This is a genomic window from Marinilabilia rubra (assembly GCF_003121985.1).
Taxonomy (GTDB): domain Bacteria; phylum Bacteroidota; class Bacteroidia; order Bacteroidales; family Marinilabiliaceae; genus Marinilabilia; species Marinilabilia rubra.
In genome coordinates, this window is record NZ_QEWP01000009.1 from 94983 (window position 1) to 114674 (window position 19692).

Here is a 19692-nt window from a genome sequence, read left to right on the forward strand (position 1 = left end):
ACACCCACGCAGGCAGATCGGAAAGGTGGAAAAATCACCGCTCCTTTGAACAGAAAATATTCTTTAACGCCTGTTACATTATGGGGTTGATAAGATACAGGTGACTTCTGATGGAAAAATTTCAGGACTTTCTTCAATTTTAAATTCATATTCTTCTACAGAACTATTTCCATATATATCACGTGCCATGGTTTTTACAGTGGTCGTTTTGGTAATTTTCAATTGTATTTCAGGATAAAAAAACTCATTCCAGGTGGCTCCATCATCTAAACTATAGTAACCTCTCCTTTCTCCAGGATATCTATTATCGTGGTAAGGCTCCGCCAAAGTCAATGTCAATGTAAACGACGCATTTCTAGCGATCCCGCTATCCTCAGATGCAGATATTGTTGGAGGAATATATTCTTTCGAAGTAAAAGTGGCTATTTCGCCGTCCTCATGGCATACTATCGTTATATGGCCATGAGTCCCTAACATGAATGATTTTAAGCCTGTATCACTTCCCCAGGTATAATTGTAAAGCTTGTCAAACGATGCATGTGTTAACTCGCCATGACCTGGATTATTACCTGGCATGGTTTGCTTAGTGATAATACCATATTTAGGTTGTATAATTTTCATAAAATACCCCACAGAAAAATGGTCATCTAACTCAAATTGAGTATGGTGCCCGTATTTCAAAACATCAGCTTTAAGTTCATTCCCATAAGCATTGATAAGTTCCCTATTTTGATATTCCATGCCATCGCCCATATATAAGAATTTTCTTCCATTGCGCAAATCGGTAATCATACATGCCGCAGAACCGTCATTTTTTCCTGATTTTGGGTAAGGATCAGGGGGAAATAGTGTTTTGATTTCCACTTCAGGGTCAAGATTTATTAAGGATCCTCTTTTAATTACTTTATATTTAACCTCCTGATTTAGACTAAAAGGCAGGATCAAAGTGTTAAAAACTGCCTTGGAATCATTTTCATCTACTCCATAAAATTCCGACACATGATACGTTGCAAGAATCCCGTCCTTTCCTGTCAACCCCCCGTAATGGTCACTATGAGCATGCGTGAGATATACAGCATCAATAGTGGTAATATTCTCCCTCTCTATAAAATTTTTTATTCGATTTACATGCCAGGAACTACCCGCATCAATAAGCATGGTTTTACCATTGGGCGTTTGAACTAAGTGTGCATCACCATGCACATGTATGCTATGTATCTTTAAACTTTGAGAAAAAATAATATTTACACTCAAAAGCATGAGGCTCAATACAATAATCAGCCTTATTTTAATGTCTATCATTGTTAATCTCGCTTAATGCTTTAAAAAACAAGGCTGGGTTCATTCCCTATTGCGGCAAAATGCCATAAGCAGCCTGCAATCTACCGTGCATAGTCTTGACAACCGTTAATCAAATCTCAATCCTACAAAGCCGTATATCCTGGTGACCATGGAAAAATCATTCCGCAGATAATTTTTTCTTCATCTCATCTGCATATTTTCCCGGAGTAACAGAGTATTTGTCCTTAAAAATTTTACTAAAGTGCGTACGACTTTTAAACCCTGTCATCATTGATACCTCAGCAACCGGAACATCCCCATTTACTAACAAATCGGCAGCTTTTTTAAGTCTAAAGGCCTTTAATAACTCAAAGGGTGTGTATCCTGTAATTGCCTTTACTTTCTGATAAAAATGAGTCCGATTTAGATAAAGTTCTCGGGCAAAGACATTTATATCCAAATCCTGGTTATCAATATTTTCAGAAATAAGTTGGTAAAGTTTCTCCAGAAAAGCATGGTCTTTTCCCGTATCATTCTCCTTGTCAAGAGTAAGCGGAAAGTCCATCTGAAAACGTTCTCGTAATTGCTTTCTTCCTTGAAGCAGCGACTCAATTGAAGCAACAAGATGTTCAATATTGAAAGGTTTTCCTATGTAGGAATCGGCACCTCCCTTTATTCCTTTAATTTGATCTTCTATATCTGTACAGGCGGTTAAAAGAATGACTGGGATATGGCATGTTTTAATATCGCATTTTATTTTATCACACAGTTCAAATCCATTAATATTTGGCATTAATACATCACTCACAATAATATCAGGCCATTCTTCATTTAAAGCCTGATGGCATTTTTCTCCATCAGGGAAAGATTCTACAATAAAAAACTCAGACAAAATATCAGAAATAAATTTCCGCATATCAGCATTGTCTTCAGCTAAAAACACCTTTGAATTCTTAAATTCGGGATCAACAGATAGTGTTGGATTATTACGCAATTCCAGGTAATTGATACTTGAATGTTTTTCTATTTCTAATATTTTTTGGATATTTTCTTCCTCGCTCAGTTCTCCATTTTCTGACAGAATCGGTAACCTGATTGAAAAACTTGTTCCTTTACCTACTTCACTTTCCACGCTAATAAAACCGTAATGCATCTCAACCAATCTTCTGGTAAAAGCCAATCCAATTCCGGAGCCACCAATATTTTGATGTTTAGGTGATGAAGTGGATTGAAAAAAGCGATCGAAAACAAATGAAAGGTCTTCCGAAGAAATACCTTGCCCTGTATCACTAATCACTATAAGTAGCTCATCATTCTTTTTTATATATGAAACACTGATCCCATCTCCTTCGGAAGTAAATTTGAAAGCATTATTTAAAATATTACTTAGAATTTTCTCTATTTTATCCCTATCCGCTTTAACCCATGTTTCTGATCCATCTTTTCGATCAATTTTCAGGTTTTTGCCTTCCTGCGAAGCAATGAAATCAAAGTCCTTTATTACATCTGTCAGAAAATCATCAAACAAAAATGTTGAATAGTTCAATTTTAATCTTTGATTTTCCGATTTATGAAAGTCTTGAACTTGTTCAACCAATTGGTTCATTCTCTTTAACTGCCTCTTAACCATGAACAATTGATTCTGTAGCGTTGTATTTCCTCTAAAATGTTCAGAAATAAAGCTAAATGTTCCACCTATTAACGTCAGGGGAGTTTTTATTTCATGTGAAATATTTACAAAGAACCGAAGCTTTTCATCGTTAATCTCTTGGACCTTTTCTTTTTCTACGTGTTCAATTTCCAAATTATGTTTAAGGTTTTGTATTCTCAAGACAATCACAATTATCCCGGAAATTATCACCAAAAACAATAAAAAGTAGATACCGTATGCCCAACCGGTTTCCCAAAAAGGAGGGGATATTTTAATCACTATTTGTCGTGGGGGAGTCCACTTGTTAAAAGAATTTGAAGCCATAACGGAGAATTTATACTCTCCTGGCTTCAATCCCGTAAAGTTTATATATTTCTGATCAGAAACAACTTTTATCCATTCGGGACTAACAGGGTCAAGTTTGTATTTTATGTAATGATTTTCGGGTGTTGAAAAATGAATCGATTTGACTTCAATCGAAAAAACATTCTCATTATACCTTAAATCCAGTTCTGACAAATTATTCAAGCGCTTTGTTAATAGTACTCTGCCATTTACAGTATCTCCCGGGAATACTGTTTCATTAAACATCTTTAAGTCTCCAAATGTCAGATCCGGCAAGGGTTCTTTATCGGGAATATTCTCAGCATCAAAATAAAAGAAGCCATCCAATCCTGAAAACACAAAGTTCCCATTATCCAATTGTGCTGTTGAGTAGGTAAAATCTTCAAAGGGCAAACCATCCTCCTCATGATAATTCTTTACATCTAATTTTCTGGGATCAATTCTATTAAGTCCTATATTAGTGGGAATCCACAGGTTGTTCTTATCATCAAATACAATGGCTTTTACAACATTATTAGACAATCCGTCTTTTTCAGAAAAAGACACAAACCTCGGATCTCCATTACTATCCAGAACTTTAAAAATTCCACCACCTTCAGTCCCTACCCACAACTGTGTATTGGTCACACGGGTTATTGATGTCACGAAGTTGCTCGATAAAGAAAGTGGTTCATTATTAATAAATTGACACTGATAAATCTTTGCATTTATTAAACTCACATTTGCCCCGTTTTCAATTCGAAGTAATCCATCTTTCATCGTTCCAACCCAAATATAATTATACTCCGGATCCTCATATATGGCGAAAACAGGTGAGATTTTTTCAAATTTTATTCCGGCATTGTTGTTTATTGATTCTATTTTCTGGATCTCATGCACATCATTTAATACCACCTTGTAAAGATCGTTTTGTGTCCCAAACCAAAGATTGCCACGGCTGTCTTCATAAATCTTTTTTGGTGCTATTTGATTGAATTGAGGGAAAAACGATGGATCAACCTTTTTGATGTAACGGGTTCCATTTTTCACCACTCCAAGTCCCAAAGCACCTGGAATTCTTAACCAGATATTCTTATGAGAATCGACAAAAACTGATGTAATGCTAACCGGGTCAACGCCATCTGGCAAATCAAAGGGTAATGGCTCAAATAAATTATTTTTAGTATTAAAAAGACCACTCCCTCCCCTGTGAGTTGAGATAAAAACCCGGTCTTCATCAAAAACTGACATCTGAAGTACTTCATTTGATTTTACACCATGGTTCAACCCCATCGAAGAATTATAATAAAAAAAAGGACTTTCATCCAGATCAAAACGAAAGATACCATGGGTGAAAGTTCCTACCCAGCAACCTGAATTTGAAGAAGTATAGACCAAACTCCCTCTTGTACCCGGAGTGTCACGTTCCCAAGTCAAAAAACTAAAATCATTCCCTGTTATAAAATCATTAGTATTCGTAATTTTAATAATACCATTGTATAAGGACCCCAGCCATAAGTGCCCCTTTACATCTAAAGAAGCAGTATTAAATATTTTATCTTCAAAATTTCTCTTTTTTAGATAAAACTCATACTTATCTGCCCTGGAATCATATTTTATTAGTCCGACTCCAGTTCTCATGCCTACTAACAGATAGTTATTATCCAGGGATAAAACGAAATTCGAAACATCGATTTTCCCGCCAAGAACTTTATTAAATTCTCCATTTTGGATATTAAAAACAAATAAACCATTACTTGTTGCACACAAATAATCTTTATTGGAAAGCTTTAAGGTTCCATTGAAAACAGGCGGGGGAACATCTGAAGAAAGAGATGGGGTATATTGTCCTATAAATTGTTGCTGATCGTCAAAAACAATTATTCCTTCACTTTCAGTACCACATAAAACCCTTCCTTCATCAATCAATATATCAAGGACTATAGGGCCTCCTTCCGTACCAATCTTATCTTTTAAATACAGATTCCTGAAATCATTGTTATTATAATTGTAGATTGTAATCCCTTCGTCAGTTCCTATCCAAATATTACCCCTTTCATCCTCAGCTAAAGACCTGATTCTATTACTCTTTAAAATACTTTTGCCATTCCTGTTTTTGAAGGTTCTAAGATCATAACCATCATACAAATTTAATCCATCATACGTCCCTAACCACACAAGTCCGTTTCCGGATTGAATAATTGAGGTTACACCATTATGAGCCAACCCATTGGATATGGATAAATGGGCTGTATAATCTAATGCCTGCCCATATGAATGTGATTGGGAAAAGCCCAATACAAAACAAATAAGTAATATGTGAAAATGAAACCTCATATGATGCAAAGTCAACCTACCTTTTATTTTTCATAATTCACTCACATTAAAACCCTTCGATGACTCCAAAATTAATTCTTCCCAAAAAATAAAATATATTTTTTGGGGTTAATATACCTATTTAATTGGATAAAAATATGGGTCTGTATTTATTTACGTTTAAAAGTCTCCAAAAGTTAAAACCCAAAAAGGCTGTCACACTTATATAAGCATCACAACCTCTTTTTCGATAGCGAATAATATACTTTAATTCAGCTTTAAAATTTCAATTTCTCCATGATCTTTCCCTCTGATTTTTTTAAAGGCATTCACCATTTCATATAATTTCTCAGGTTTTTCCTTCGCCATATTATGTTTCTGTCCTATATCATTTGACAAATTATACAATTGATATTCTGAGGAATTTCCCAACTCTATATTGACTTTTTCATTTTTTACCGGCCCCTTATATGGGGGAATCATAACCCAGTCCCCTTTTCGAAAGGCAGTTCGGGTTGTGGCCTCAAGCACCAGCTGATCGCGTCCCTTCTTGCTTTCCCCCATTAAAACATTCATCAAATTTTGACTATCAGGACCTTCTAAATCACTACCTACTAGTGAGGCTATGGATGAAAAAAGATCCAACTGACTCACCAATGCATCGGATACTCCAGGCTGAATAGTTCCTTTCCAATAAGTAATGAAAGGCACACGGGTTCCTGCTTCAAACAAACTGTACTTACCGCCTCTCAAGGGACCTGCTGGAGTATGATCACCAAGTTTTTCAACCGCATCATCGTAATAACCATCATTGAGAACAGGCCCGTTATCACTAGAAAAGACGATCAAGGTATTTTCCATAAATTCTTCTTCTTCAAGAGTCTTCATAAATTCACCAATGCACCAGTCGGCCTCCAGAATTACATCTCCCCGTGGGCCCATGCCGGACTTTCCAACAAAACGAGGGTGGGGCGTTCTTGGGACGTGGGGCTGTTGCATAGCGTAATAGAGAAAGAATGGTCGATCATCTTTCTGTGATTTGACATACTGCTGAGCTTTCTCCAAAAAATGATCAGCCATATCCACATCACTCCATTTGGCACTTTCTCCACCTTTCATATAACCAATACGTGGAACACCATTAACTATCGTGGAATTATGTCCATGATGCCACATCATATCACATAATTCCGGATTATCTTTACCCGTTGGCTCTCCTTCAAAATTATTCTTATAATCCACTTGAATGGGATCTTCAGGATCCAGCCCCACTACATACCCGTTTTTTAGATAAACGGTTGGAACCCGGTCTTGTGTTGCTGCCATGTAATAGGCATAATCAAACCCCACTTCATTGGGGCCGGGAGAAACACGCTTATTCCAATCAACCACTCCGGTTCCGAGGCCAAGATGCCACTTACCCACTAAAGCAGTTTGATAGCCTTCAATTCTTAATAATTTCGGCAATGTCATCCGCGCAGTATCAATAATTAAAGGCGCCGTTCCCGGGAGAATTTTGGCATTTTTATTCCTCCACGGATACTGACCTGTCATCAATGCGTAACGACTGGGGGTACAGGTGGCAGAAGAGGCATATCCCTGTGTAAATCGCACACCGCCCTTCGCCAGATTATCAATATTTGGGGTTTCAAGTTCGGTAGCCCCGTAAGCACTCACATCGCCATACCCAAGATCATCAAGATAAATAAAAACAATGTTGGGGGATTGTGTTTTTTGATTAGATTTTTCGCCGGAAGGCAAGACATTACATGCTAAGAAGAAGGTACTCATAACAAATAAAACCGCTATGTGACAAATATTTGGCTGGCACCTCAATGGTTTACTTTTTCTTTTCATTTATTAGTGTTTTAGTATTAGTTGATTATAAAACGATAGGACAAGTATTCACACAAACATTTTATTCCCCTTGCAAACTCAATTCAATTAGTAAATTAAAAAATGTTGATTAATTAAACTGATCAAATTCAGGACTAACATCAGCATTTTTAAATATGGGCCTGTCTTTCCACAGGTCGTAAGTCGCCTTTAGCTGAACCGAATCCTCAAGATACTGCCCCTGGTCGTCAGTTTCTTTAATCCACCTCCCCAGCAAATCCCTGTGAAATTCAAGAATATCCTGATATTTGGTTTTATCTGCCAGGTTATTCATTTGGTGAGGATCTTTTTCAATATCATATAGTTCTTCCCGAGGTCTTAATCCAAACCAATGATTAGACTGATATTCATTTAGATCACCATCCTTATGTAATTTCTTTAAATCTTTAACAATACGGCTGTTGTCTCTATAACCTGCCTGCAGCATAGGTCTGTGTGGGAAGTAATTTCTGATATACCGAAACCGCTCTGTGCGTACAGATCTTATTCTGTCAATAGTATAATCGCAACGGTCTCTCGCTCCAATTACATATTCTCTGGGTTGGTAATTATCGCTAAACAAATCCTGTCCATCCAGATATTCTGGTAATTTCACTCCTCCCAATGCTAATGTCGTTGCAGAAACGTCTAATAAGGAAACTAAATCTTGTACCACCTCACCTTTTTGAAATGCCGGATGATTGCCGGAAATAATTAAAGGCACGTGGAGTCCCCCTTCGTAACAAAACTGTTTGTGTCTCAAGGACGTATTACTTCCATGATCGGAAAAGAAGAAAACAATGGTATTTTCAAGCTCTTTGTCTGCCTTCAGTTGATTTAATATTTCCTCAACTTGTGCGTCTGTTCCTCTGCATGCATTGTATTGGTCCGTCCAGGCTTTTCTTTGAGATTTAATATCAGGGAAGTATGGAGGTGGTGTTAATGCGAAATCATCTAATTTCTCACCTTCACGAACATGCCTGGCAAAAGCTTTCCCTCCTTTCAGCATTATTTGCCCAAACCATGGCTGGGATTTATCTTTTCTGGCATTCCATGTGTCTTTTGTAAATGACATCGAATACTCAGCCATATTTCCCTGCCAACCATTCATCCCAGGCAAATAACTATCCGGAGTTCCTACTTCGTATAACTGATTTCTATCATAATGAAAGTTGTAATCATCCTTACCACTATTAAAGGTAAAATAACCTGCAGATTTCATTAATTCAGGAATTGTATTTACATGTTTTGGGAGATAGATTCTTGCCTTTTCAGGGACTACTTTTCCGTCTGTCCACCTGCTTGATCGATGATTATGCGTACCCGTAGTAGTTTGCATAATACCTGTAATGATTGCTGATCTACAGGGTGAACACACAGGAGAGCTGGCATAGGCCCTTGAAAAAAGAACTCCTTCTTCTGCAAGGCCATCTATAGCCGGAGTGTGTCCTTTGTTTATGGAATCTCCATAACAACCAAAAAAAGGTGATATATCTTCGGGGAAAATCCATAGGATATTTGGTTGGGGTGTTGCTTTTTCTTCTTTACAGCCATAAAAGGCAAAAAGGAGAACCAACAAAATGAAAAAGGACCAACCTGGTGAAAGTTTTCTCATTATTATCTATTTTTAGTGGTAGTAGTTCTAAAATCAAAAATGAATGAAAACGCCAAAGACTTCGTATCCCTGAATATATTAATTGTATTCCAGGGTAAAATCGATTAAACATAAATCTATTGGATAGGTTATAACCGATTAATCAAAGGGAGCGATTCGACTTCCAGCTATACCTGATCTTTGAAATTATCAATATTGAGATGTGCTTCAAAAGCTGACATCCGCTTATTTACCGGGATGACGAAAGTTTTCTCGGCTGGTGTGATTAATGTGTAATTAAAAATTATTCTAAGATAATTAAAGCAGGACAAGAAATACTATAATTAATCCATCTTGAAAATGGAGACGATTATCCCGGGATGTTCTGGAAAATTAAACCTTTCACCCGTAAATGATTTTATTTCACCCGTGGCAGAAAGACATATCTCCCTTCATGTTTAAACATGGTTAAATCATCGTAAAACACTTCCCGAACCAGCTCATGGTTGAAAGTTTCTGCAGAATCGACTTCATGCACTTTGCGGTTATGCACAAAGAGAAATCTTTCCCCAAATAAATTAGCCATATTAGGGTCGTGAAGTACTGCAACGATAGTCAGGTTTTGATTTGTCAACGAACTAAGCATTTTCAAAACCCGCAGCTGATTATTGTAATCAAGATGGCTAATGGGCTCATCCAACATCAATACCTCAGGCTTTTGAGCAATAAGACGTGCTATCATAACCAATTGTTGCTCACCTCCTGAAAGATCGGAATAAACCCGATCTTTCAGGGCTGATATTCCTAAAAGTTCCAGTGCTTTATCAACCTCATAAACATCCTTTTTTCCGGGAGTAAAATTCACATAAGAAGCCCTCCCCGTAAGAACCACTTCGGATACTTTAAACGGGAAAACCGGTTTATGATGCTGGGGAAGAAAGCCAATTTTACGGGCTCTTTCTTTAGGCTTTAATTCTCTGACTTCGCTCCCCTTTGCCTTCACAGTCCCGAAATGATAAGGCAAAATCCCGGCTGTCATCCTTAATAAAGTAGATTTCCCGGAACCATTTTGTCCCATTATAACGGTAAACTGATTTTCAGGAATGGAAAATGAGACATCCTGCAAAACCGGTTTTCCATTAACATAGGAATGGGAAAGACGATTTACCGTTATCGCTGGTTTGTCGACTATTGCTGCCATCCTATTTTTGATTTTTTAAGTAGCCAAATGAAAAAAGGAGCACATATCAGCATAGTAAAAACCCCAACCGGAATTTCAAAACCTTTGAAAGACCTGGAGAAATTATCAATAATCACTAAAAAGCTTCCTCCCAGTAGAATATTTATCATCATGGTGGTTTTATTATTAACACCCATAAGCATTCTGACGATATGAGGCACTATCAAGCCATACAAACCAATAATCCCTGAAACAGCTATTACTGCGGAACTTGCCAGTGTTGCAGATAACAAGATCCAGATTTTTATGCGTCCCGGATTAAGGCCTGCCGACATAGATTCTTCATCCCCAAGAGCCAACACATTCAGTTTCCACCTAAAAAGGTAAAGCACTATCCCCCCGGCCACAACGGGAAAAAGGACCATGTTCAGTTCATCCCAATTGGCCGAATGAAAACTTCCCATTATCCAATGCACAATACTTTGTAGTTGAAGGGGGTTACTGATAATCTGTACAACCGTTAATAATGAAGTAAAAATGCCGTTGGTAATTACGCCAGCCAAAATAAGTCCTACAACCGAGATCTGCCTGTTTTTACGAGCCATCATATAACTCAGGCCCACAGCTGCTAAGCCAAAAATAAAAGCCGATAACTGAACCGGGATAAACAATACAGAAACAGCCAAAGCTGCCCCAAAAGCAGCACCTGAAGACAGCCCAAGAATATATGGGTCTACCAATGGATTTCGAAAAACGGCCTGCATCGCAGAGCCGGAAACAGCCAGTACTGCCCCCGTAATAAACACAAGTAGTATTCTGGGCAAACGCACATGAAAAAGAATGGTATGAGCCAAATTGGAACCGGAGGTATTTGTCCAAAATTCATAACTAAAGATTTTGGCTAAGGAAATACTCTCGGAAGCCCCTACCAATAGAGAAAGCAGCAATATCGGCAGCGGTAAAACAACTATCAGTTTTGTCAAAATTCCCTTTTTCATTTCATCAGCTTTTTGCCATACAACACCTCATACATTCGTCTCAATTCCCTTTCCAAGATCTCACTTTGAATTTCTTCGGCATATGCCCACTCTGCAATTAATCGAGCCGGATATTGCATTTTCAAAGTCCAGAAATCACATGAAAAAACTTCAGGCAGTTCATATACCCGACCGTTTTGAATTGCACTAAGTCCCTGGAGCAATGGATCTTTCAGCACATCCTCAGGATCCATCCCCTTGTTATTCCACATAACAATCATATCCGGGTCCCAGTCATATATTTTTTCAACACTGACTGTTACATGTTCAGAGGGCATATCACATGCATTTTCAACTACTGCGGTCTGAAACAACTGAGTCACGGTACTGTTTTTACCAGAAGTTTCGTTTATTCCCTCTGACCACATAAAATAAGCACTTTTTTTATTTTGGGTTGAAGAGTATTTCTCCCGAAGGTTTTCCAATGTTCCTGCTGTATATTTAATAAGAGAGTCTGCGCGCTCCTCACAGTTCATTATTTTACCAAAATCTTCAATTTCCTTATACACGTCTTCAAAACTGTGCAGCATCACGGCATACACCGGAATCCCAAATTGCTCTATACTTGAAATAGCATCAGTTTGTGAGGCCCATATTATTACCAAATCAGGCTCCAGTTCTATTATTTGCTCAAGACTAATAAAATCCCAATCTCCTGGAGTCGGCAATGTTTGCTCCTTTATTCGCTCATCAAGGCGGGAGTAATAGCTATAAAGCTCCTGATCATAGACACTTGATGGTACGCCTACCACCCTGTTTTGCTGACCCAGCATATAGATTCCAGACAAAGCACTCTCTATGAGACAGACAACTTTTTGGGGAGGCTCAGTAAATACCAGTTCCTTTCCCCTGAAGTCGGTTACCTTAAGTTTACCGGTCTTTTCTCCTGACTCTGTTGTTCCCGGACAACCGTAAAGCCCTGCAAGCATCAGAACACATAACACCCAGGTTACGATCTTTATCGTTACTCCCCGCTTCAGTCTCATTACATAGTTGTTTTAATAATTGATGAATATCCGATTACGTCCCTAATTGAAAATCCAGACAGGCTGTCCAAAAATTCATGAATTTTTAGCCTTTTGTCATTCTGAACGTAGTTAAGAATCTTTTCGTTTGATATACAAACGTTTCGCCTACGCTTAACATGACAACCTTTTGGTGTTTTTAACTTTTTGGACAGCCCCCTTAAACCCCAATTACTTTTTTGTCTTGACACAAAAAAGTAATCAAAAAAAGTCAAGGCTGTGACCGCTTCACTCAAAAAAAACAGCGTTTGATGGCTAAAATCTTTTAAACTCTCCTATCGGCTCAAACAGAAAAGATTTTTTAACGCCATCTTCACTTGTTTTTTTGGCTCACCGGTCAAGGCCGTCCTTTTAGGCGGGTCTGCTTTCAAGTTGGGTATAAAAACGGATACTCATTTTATCTTAAATCTAATATCTAAGGATCTACTGGTAACGGATACTCATGTGAAAAAATTCTATTTGGGTAGTCGCTAATTAGTGCGTGTCCATAAAGTCCCATTTACTGCGTTACGCTTGCCCGAAAATTACTCATTTACAAAAGTAAACTGCGTATTTTAGGGCTTCGCAAGCCTTGTAAATGAAACTTTCTGAACACTCACATAAATTTTGACACTGTTTTGCTTAGTTTATAGACCGACGCTAATTAAAAGTGACTTTGAAACCTCCTGAAATGGCAATACCTGTATTTTTGAATTGCCAGGGCATTTCAAACCGATTATCTGTCAAATTGTATACTTCAGTAAATAAATCAATCGCATAAGCTTTCTCCTCAGCCAGGCGTTGGGACCCAAAAAAATTAATTACAACACCAGGCTCAAATTCGTTCCTGCCCGACTTTGAACTACTGTCGTAATAAGCTCCGGTATAATTCAATACGGGTCTCAGGGTCAACCCGAAGTCAGTAGTCAACAGAATTCCCGCATTGCCAACCAGCTCAGGAGCAAAAGGGACCGATGCGCCATCCTGATCGTCATCGCGATCATTGGAGATCCGGGTCTCCATGCTTGTGGCATTGGCAAACCAAGAGAAACCTGGACTTAATTCCTGTCTGAATTCCAATTCAAAACCTGAAGATCTGGTACCACCCGCATTGATTGATTGTGATTGAGAAGGGTTTTCACTCACGCGAATATCAATAATGGCATCATCCACTGAAATGTAGAAAGCCCTTAGATCCAGAAAAAGATTATTTCCAATCGATACATTACCCCCGAGGTCAAATGCCCGGCCCAATTCAGGATCCAGATCGGGGTTTGGCAACTGCCCGTGTTTCCCGGGTTCATTTCTGTCTTCAGGATCCAGTGTTCCACCCATTGATTTTAACCCGGGCGCCATGAAGCTGTTTCCGCCATTGGCAAATAATGATACAGCTGTTGAAAGATGGTATTTCAGCCCTGCACTCCACAAGAATCTATGGTAAGCAATCTCTGGTTCACCGGGATTACTTCCGGCAAAAAGATCAATTTGGGTGTTCAAACTATTGTAACGCAAACCTCCGCGAAGGGTGAGATCTCCAAAATTCAATTCCTCCTGCAAGTAAACGCCAGCCTGGGTAGCCCTGAATTTATTGCCATACTGCTCATAACCATTCACAGGATTTGAAGTGGTATTATAAGAAGCATTCTGATAATCGGCTCCAAAGGTCAGCAGATGCGCTTCTCCATGTCCCAGAGTGAAATTAACATCAAAGGGTAATATCCTTTGGTTGGCACCATTTTCTGAAACCAGACTGTCAACCATATTGAAATTACTTTCCTGCCAACTGCGGTCATAGAGCCGCATTCCTGCAGAGGCATTAAAGGTGAAATTTTCAGACAACTTTGATGACTGAGCAATATTTACCGTTGTGTACTCATGCGCAAATCCGCGGTAAACGCGGCCGGCATCTCCATTATGCCAGGTTTTATTGATAAAAACAGATAGCTGATGATCGTCATTCTCACCAAATAAGAAATTAGCCCCACCAAAGATTTTAAACTTTTCATACTCCGGGTCTTTCTGCATATTCAACCACGAATCAGATGTTCCATAGTTAGTATAATCTGATTTTTCATAATTGACACCTCCAAAATAATTCAAGTTATCATTCCCGTTCTGATAGTAGGTTTGGGTGTTAAAGGTATTATAAGAGCCGTAAGATGATTTAAAAACCGCCTTTTCGTCCTCGAAGTTTTCTTTTAAAATGAGGTTTACAGTCCCGGCCAAAGGACTTTGATTACCTGCAAAATCCTGCGATAAGTAACCGGGATACAATACCGATGCAGGACCACGTTGTATCTCGATACGCTCAACAGCCATTAAATCCAGAGCCATCGGATCAATAAAGGCATCCACCGGGAGTCCGTTCAGCATATAAGTGCTGTATTTGGGACCAATGCCGGCGTATGTGCCCCAGTTGGCATCATTACGGGACAATGCACTTACAGAAACTCCGGGTTTACCTCTTAAAACTTCAGCAATATTGTTGTTGCCGGAAACCGCATTCTCAAGATCCCTGGTTTTTAGAACATCAATTTTTTGAGTGACATTTCCGGCAGAACGATATCTTTTGCTCCCGGTCACCACCACTTCTTTCAATGCCACCGAATCACTGACCATCTCCTGAGAAATCACGGGCAAAGACAACAAAAAGAAAAGGAACAAAAATGTCCCTTTCAGAACAATAAATGACAACTCTTTCGCATAACATCTTCCACAATAATTCTGATTAGCAGGTATTCTGTTGAGGAATTCGCCTTTAAACAAGTCCGGTTTTGAGAAATTTGAATGTTTCATCTTTAATGTCGTTGTTACTTTTTATATTTTCGTGTCACCAATTGATCAAAAAAATTTAGCTGGCCCGTGTCATAGTCAGCTTTCCATGCTGCATTCCTTTAAGGGCAATGAGTTTATCGGCAAGTTCGGTAAGTTTAACAGCTTTCCCTTTTACTGCTATAATTTCCAAACACAAATCTTTGTCGAGATGAAAATGCTGGGATGACAAAATTTCTTCGTGGTAATCATGTTGCAAATCCATAAGTTTCGTCAACAAATCCCGTTTGTGATGATCATATACTAAAGTAATAGAACCCGCAACAATATTATTGCACTGCCATTTCGAGGTTACCGTATTTTTATTTATGAGGTTTCGGATTGCCTGGGACCGGTTTGTAAAATGGTTGTCTTTCACATATTTGTCCAGAACCTCCATCAACTCCTTTTCAAGAGATACCCCAAATCGAACAATAGACATCGTGTTACTATTTATAAATTCGTAATACCAACAGATCAAAGGTAAATAATTAATGTAAATAGGAGCGAAAAAGGATTATATTAAAAAAGCAGTTCTTTACACCCACCTTGCATCGCACCTGCTTCGGCACATAGCCGTGCCCACTCCTCTGTAAAGTCATATTAAAGTCAAATTAAATTCAATTAGAATAGTATTTAGTTAGGCTTTAATACGATTTAAATACATCTTGAAAAAGACTTTAATGTGAATTTGAGACGGAGTTGTTTCGAAACTGAAACGAAGCTGTTTAGGACAGGGAAAACTACTTTATTTGCAGAAGTACTAATTTTGCCAGATCATTCAATGCTAAAATAAAAGATTTCAGAAGGCAGTTCAGGGGCGTGACGGATGTGAAGTTCTTCCTTTATAGATTAGCTAAAGTTTATGCCTAGACCAAGGTTTTGCATGTGGTCCCTGGCTCCTTTGAAATAAAAAAGGTTGTAATCCTTTTCAGAACTACAACCCTTATTCTGTAGCGAGAGGCGGGTTTGAACCGCCGACCTCATGATTATGAATCATGCGCTCTAACCAACTGAGCTACCTCGCCATTCCTTTTTTGCGGTTGCAAATGTATGCGATTTAGGGATATTCTCCAATAAAAATTTGACATTTTTTTCATCCCATCCCCAGCCCCAGCCATAATCTATTCGTTTACCGAAACTTGCAATTCACTATTTTTTGTCATGCAAACTCTTAAGTTCTTTAAAAAGCCTTTCTTCTTCAGCTGACAGATTGGTCGGGATTTCCACCTTAAGCCTTAGAAGTAAGTCTCCGTGCTTCCCGGATTTGTCCTGATAAGGCATTCCTTTCCCCCTCAATCTAAACACTTTTCCAGGCTGAGTTCCCTTTGGAATGTTTACATTAACAACACCTGCAAGGGTTTTCATCCTTATTTTTCCACCTAAAACAGCTGTATAAAAATCAACAGGAACATTCTTTATTAAATTTGCACCCTCAATCTGATACTCATCATCCGGAACAATCTTAATACGAAGATAGATATCCCCATTAGGCCCACCTCCAACTCCCGGTGAACCATTTCCTTTAATCCGGAGTTCCTGCCCATTCCAGGCACCCGGCTTGGTATTTACTCTCAGTTTTTTCCCATTCACATTAAGAATTCGGGATGTACCGTGGAAAGCCTCATAGACCGACAATTCCAATTCGGCTTTTAAGTCCTGTCCTTTAGTAGCTCTTCTACCACTAAAGCCCCCTGCTGAAGAGGCCCCCATTCCTCCAAAGAACATATTAAAGAAATCGGAAAAACCACCTGCGGATTTACCAAACATATCGCCAAGGTCTCCTTCAAAGTGATTGGAACCACTGCCCGGTCGACCTCCGAATTGAGACCAGTCAAATCCACTAAAGTCACCACCCTGGTTGCCATAGCCTGCATGCTCATATTGCTTCCAATTAGCGCCTAACTGATCATATTTTTTACGCTTTTCCTGATCTTTTAAAACTTCATAAGCTTCATTTATTTCTTTAAAACGATTTTCTGTCTCCTGGTCATCAGGATTCTTATCAGGATGATATTTAACAGCCAGTTTTCTGTAGGCTTTTTTTATTTCATCCTGACTTGCACCTTTCGATACACCCAGAGTTTTATAGTAATCTTTATAATGCATTTTTGGATAATCTTTTCTTTTTTTAGCACAAAGTCCACGCCAATAACAAAACCGTAACCACAAACAGCCAAATTGACCTAAACACATAACAGCAAGCGCCTTAACTTGACATTTTGGCACTAAAAACAAAACAGGAAACCTTTAAAACCAAGCCATTCATCTTCTCTGAAAACATTATATATTTGCAAAAAACACGATACAATGGAAAAGAAAAAAATACTTTTTGTTTGTCTTGGAAATATTTGTCGTTCTCCAAGTGCAGAAGCTGTTTTCAGGGGATTAATAGAAAAGGAGGGCATTCAGGACCAAATGCACGTAGACTCGGCTGGCATTACCGATTACCATGCCGGTGAACCAGCAGACCAAAGAATGCAGGAGCATGCAATAAAAAGAGGCTACAACCTTACCAGCATTAGCAGACCGGTTAATCCACGGTTTGACTTCAAAGAATTTGATATGGTCATCGGCATGGACAATCAAAACATAAGGGACCTGGAGCGTCTTGCCGATGGCGAGTCAGATTTGAGTAAAATCTTTAAGATGACGGACTTCTGCAAAGAATGCTTTTACGACGAAGTTCCTGATCCATATTATGGTGGAGATGAAGGTTTTGAATTGGTATTAGACCTGTTAGAAAAGTCATGCACAGGCCTGCTGAACTTTCTTAAAACAACTGAATAAAACACAGAAACCATGAAAAAAGAAATGCTGGAAGAAATATTGAACGAAAAACTCACAGGCATGTCGTCTGTGGGGGGAGGATGTATTGCCGACTCACAGGTCATCTCAACACAATCCGGAAGAAAATATTTTCTTAAGCAAGGCTTTTCAAATGGCATGTTCCGAAATGAGGCCAATGGTCTAAAAGAACTCGCAAAACCCAACGCAATAAAAACCCCTGAAGTCATTGACTTTGGTGAAGATTACCTAATTCTTGAACACATTGAGCAGGGTTCCCGGAAAAAAAATTTCTTTGAAGAATTTGGTCGCAAGTTTGCAGAACTACACCGCTTCAGCTCAGATAAATTTGGTTTTTTCGAGGACAATTTCATTGGCTCCACTCCTCAAAAAAATCTGCCTGCGGAGGACGAAGCCGCAAATTGGGCTAATTTTTACTGGAATAAAAGGTTAATGTTTCAACTAAAACTAGCTGAAGAAAATGGTTATGCTGACGAAAAAATGCTTCGCCATTTCTCCCGCCTGGAAGAGATTTATGAATCACTTCTTAATGGAAGTGAGGAGCCACCTGCACTGATGCATGGTGATCTTTGGAGCGGAAATTACATGTCGGATATCGACGGAAACCCGGTAATAATCGACCCTGCTGTTTATTATGGCCACCGGGAAGCAGACCTGGCAATGACAAAACTTTTTGGAGGTTTTTCCGGTACATTTTACAAGACATATAACGAAACCTGGCCATTAAAGGATGGAGCTGAAAGAAGAGAGCCTCTGTATCTTTTATATCATGTAATGAACCACCTGAACTTATTTGGACCGGGCTACTACGGACAAGCAATAAACTTAATTGAAAAACTGACCCGGGAAAAAGCTTAGTGTCAAGTCAAGCATAGTCTGACGGCCCAAGCCTTGCTCTTTCTACCTTGTGCTTCTCAAAAAAAGACTCACGTAGCTACGGCTATGCTTACTTTTTTGTTGTTTTCCACAAGGCGAAAAATAGCGGTGGCTTACCCGACATTCTACACTTGACTTGACACTAGTGTCTGAAAAAAAAGGGGGGGAGATGGAAAAAACTCACCCCTGGCAACCTCTTCATTCACCGGAAACAGATTAAACCACAAAGCCTCTGGATTCGGCAAGAATCACTATACTTTCAATAATCTCTTCATCCGACAGAGTTGAACAGTTAAAAAAGAGATCGAAAAAATCAATATCGGGCCGTTCTTTTTCAAAATAATTGCGGAAAAGGGACCGACGATGATCCATTTCTATTGCCTCTCTTTTAGCCTCCTGAATATTCATCCCCTGAGAATCGGCAACTATTTTTGCCCTCCAGTCAAGTGGTGCCTGCAATTTCACATGAAGTGAATTAGCAAAATTTTTGGTAATAGCCTCAGCAGCACGACCTACAATAACAACACTTCCTTCAACGGAGGCATTGTATATAAATTTCGCAATGGTATTTTTAATTTTTACATCACTGGGATAATATTCATCGGAAAAGAAAAGAGCAAGATTTTCAAAAAAGCCACGCTCTTTATATTCCGATAAATCCTGCATCAACGAAGGAGAAAGCTTAAGTTCTCTGGCAGATTCTTCAATAATTTCTTTGCTAATCCACCTCCAGGTCCTGTTATTGCCGAAGGATTTATTTTTTTCGGTAAGCGTCTCCGATAATTTACGGGCAATTCTTCGACCAGGACAACCATACTCACGAGAAATTGTAATTACAGGTCCTGGAGATTCAAAACTGGGTCCCGGACTCTTTTTCCGTCCGGTGCGTTCACGCATGTATTTCAAAAACAGATTATCCATAAATTACGAGATTG

The 19692-nt window shown here is 38.9% G+C and carries 13 protein-coding genes and 1 tRNA gene; 2 read left to right on the forward strand and 12 right to left on the reverse strand.

The features are described 5' to 3' along the window. Nucleotides 1-78: 78 nt before the first annotated feature. The 11 genes from DDZ16_RS12340 to DDZ16_RS12400 form a co-directional block, all read right to left on the reverse strand. A complete protein-coding gene (locus DDZ16_RS12340; protein WP_109264790.1) occupies nt 79-1302 on the reverse strand; it encodes a ComEC/Rec2 family competence protein in 1224 nt (407 codons plus the stop codon). Nucleotides 1303-1459: 157 nt separating this feature from the next. Continuing rightward, entirely contained in the window at nt 1460-5593 is a 4134-nt protein-coding gene (locus DDZ16_RS12345; protein ID WP_109264791.1) for a hybrid sensor histidine kinase/response regulator transcription factor, read from the reverse strand. Nucleotides 5594-5839: 246 nt separating this feature from the next. Next, entirely contained in the window at nt 5840-7429 is a 1590-nt protein-coding gene (locus tag DDZ16_RS12350) for a sulfatase family protein (protein ID WP_198416713.1), read from the reverse strand. Between the two features lie 109 nt (nt 7430-7538). After that, nucleotides 7539-9062, reverse strand: a complete 1524-nt coding sequence (locus DDZ16_RS12355) for a sulfatase family protein (RefSeq protein ID WP_109264792.1) — start codon at nt 9060-9062, stop codon at nt 7539-7541. 397 nt (nt 9063-9459) lie between these two features. Next, nucleotides 9460-10242: an ABC transporter ATP-binding protein gene (locus tag DDZ16_RS12360; protein WP_109264793.1), complete on the reverse strand. Its 783-nt coding sequence runs from the start codon at nt 10240-10242 to the stop codon at nt 9460-9462. Then, nucleotides 10230-11219, reverse strand: coding sequence for a FecCD family ABC transporter permease (locus DDZ16_RS12365; RefSeq protein ID WP_109264794.1), 990 nt, complete (start codon nt 11217-11219; stop codon nt 10230-10232). Before DDZ16_RS12365 ends, DDZ16_RS12360 begins: the two co-directional genes overlap by 13 nt. Further along, on the reverse strand, nt 11216-12244 hold the full coding sequence (locus tag DDZ16_RS12370; RefSeq protein ID WP_109264795.1) for an ABC transporter substrate-binding protein: 1029 nt from the start codon (nt 12242-12244) through the stop codon (nt 11216-11218). Before DDZ16_RS12370 ends, DDZ16_RS12365 begins: the two co-directional genes overlap by 4 nt. Before the next feature lie 678 nt (nt 12245-12922). Beyond that, nucleotides 12923-15058 (reverse strand): TonB-dependent receptor plug domain-containing protein, encoded by a 2136-nt coding sequence (locus DDZ16_RS12380; protein ID WP_109264797.1) that lies wholly within the window; start codon nt 15056-15058, stop codon nt 12923-12925. A gap of 55 nt (nt 15059-15113) precedes the next feature. Beyond that, nucleotides 15114-15515, reverse strand: a complete 402-nt coding sequence (gene nikR / locus DDZ16_RS12385) for a nickel-responsive transcriptional regulator NikR (protein WP_109264798.1) — start codon at nt 15513-15515, stop codon at nt 15114-15116. A 512-nt stretch (nt 15516-16027) separates the two neighbouring features. Further along, a tRNA-Met gene (locus DDZ16_RS12395) sits at nt 16028-16101 on the reverse strand. Nucleotides 16102-16225: 124 nt separating this feature from the next. After that, on the reverse strand, nt 16226-17182 hold the full coding sequence (locus DDZ16_RS12400; RefSeq protein WP_109264799.1) for a DnaJ C-terminal domain-containing protein: 957 nt from the start codon (nt 17180-17182) through the stop codon (nt 16226-16228). 201 nt (nt 17183-17383) lie between these two features. Between DDZ16_RS12400 and DDZ16_RS12405 the strand changes: the two genes are divergently transcribed. Together DDZ16_RS12405 and DDZ16_RS12410 are read left to right on the forward strand one after the other, a co-directional pair. Next, the gene (locus DDZ16_RS12405) at nt 17384-17863 is read left to right on the forward strand and encodes a low molecular weight protein-tyrosine-phosphatase (RefSeq protein WP_109264800.1); all 480 of its coding nucleotides are present in this window, start codon (nt 17384-17386) and stop codon (nt 17861-17863) included. Between the two features lie 12 nt (nt 17864-17875). Next, nucleotides 17876-18739, forward strand: coding sequence for a fructosamine kinase family protein (locus tag DDZ16_RS12410; RefSeq protein WP_109264801.1), 864 nt, complete (start codon nt 17876-17878; stop codon nt 18737-18739). 234 nt (nt 18740-18973) lie between these two features. On the opposite strand, the gene DDZ16_RS12415 is transcribed toward DDZ16_RS12410, so the two are convergent. Continuing rightward, a complete protein-coding gene (locus tag DDZ16_RS12415; protein WP_109264802.1) occupies nt 18974-19678 on the reverse strand; it encodes a cytidylate kinase-like family protein in 705 nt (234 codons plus the stop codon). Nucleotides 19679-19692: the final 14 nt, after the last annotated feature.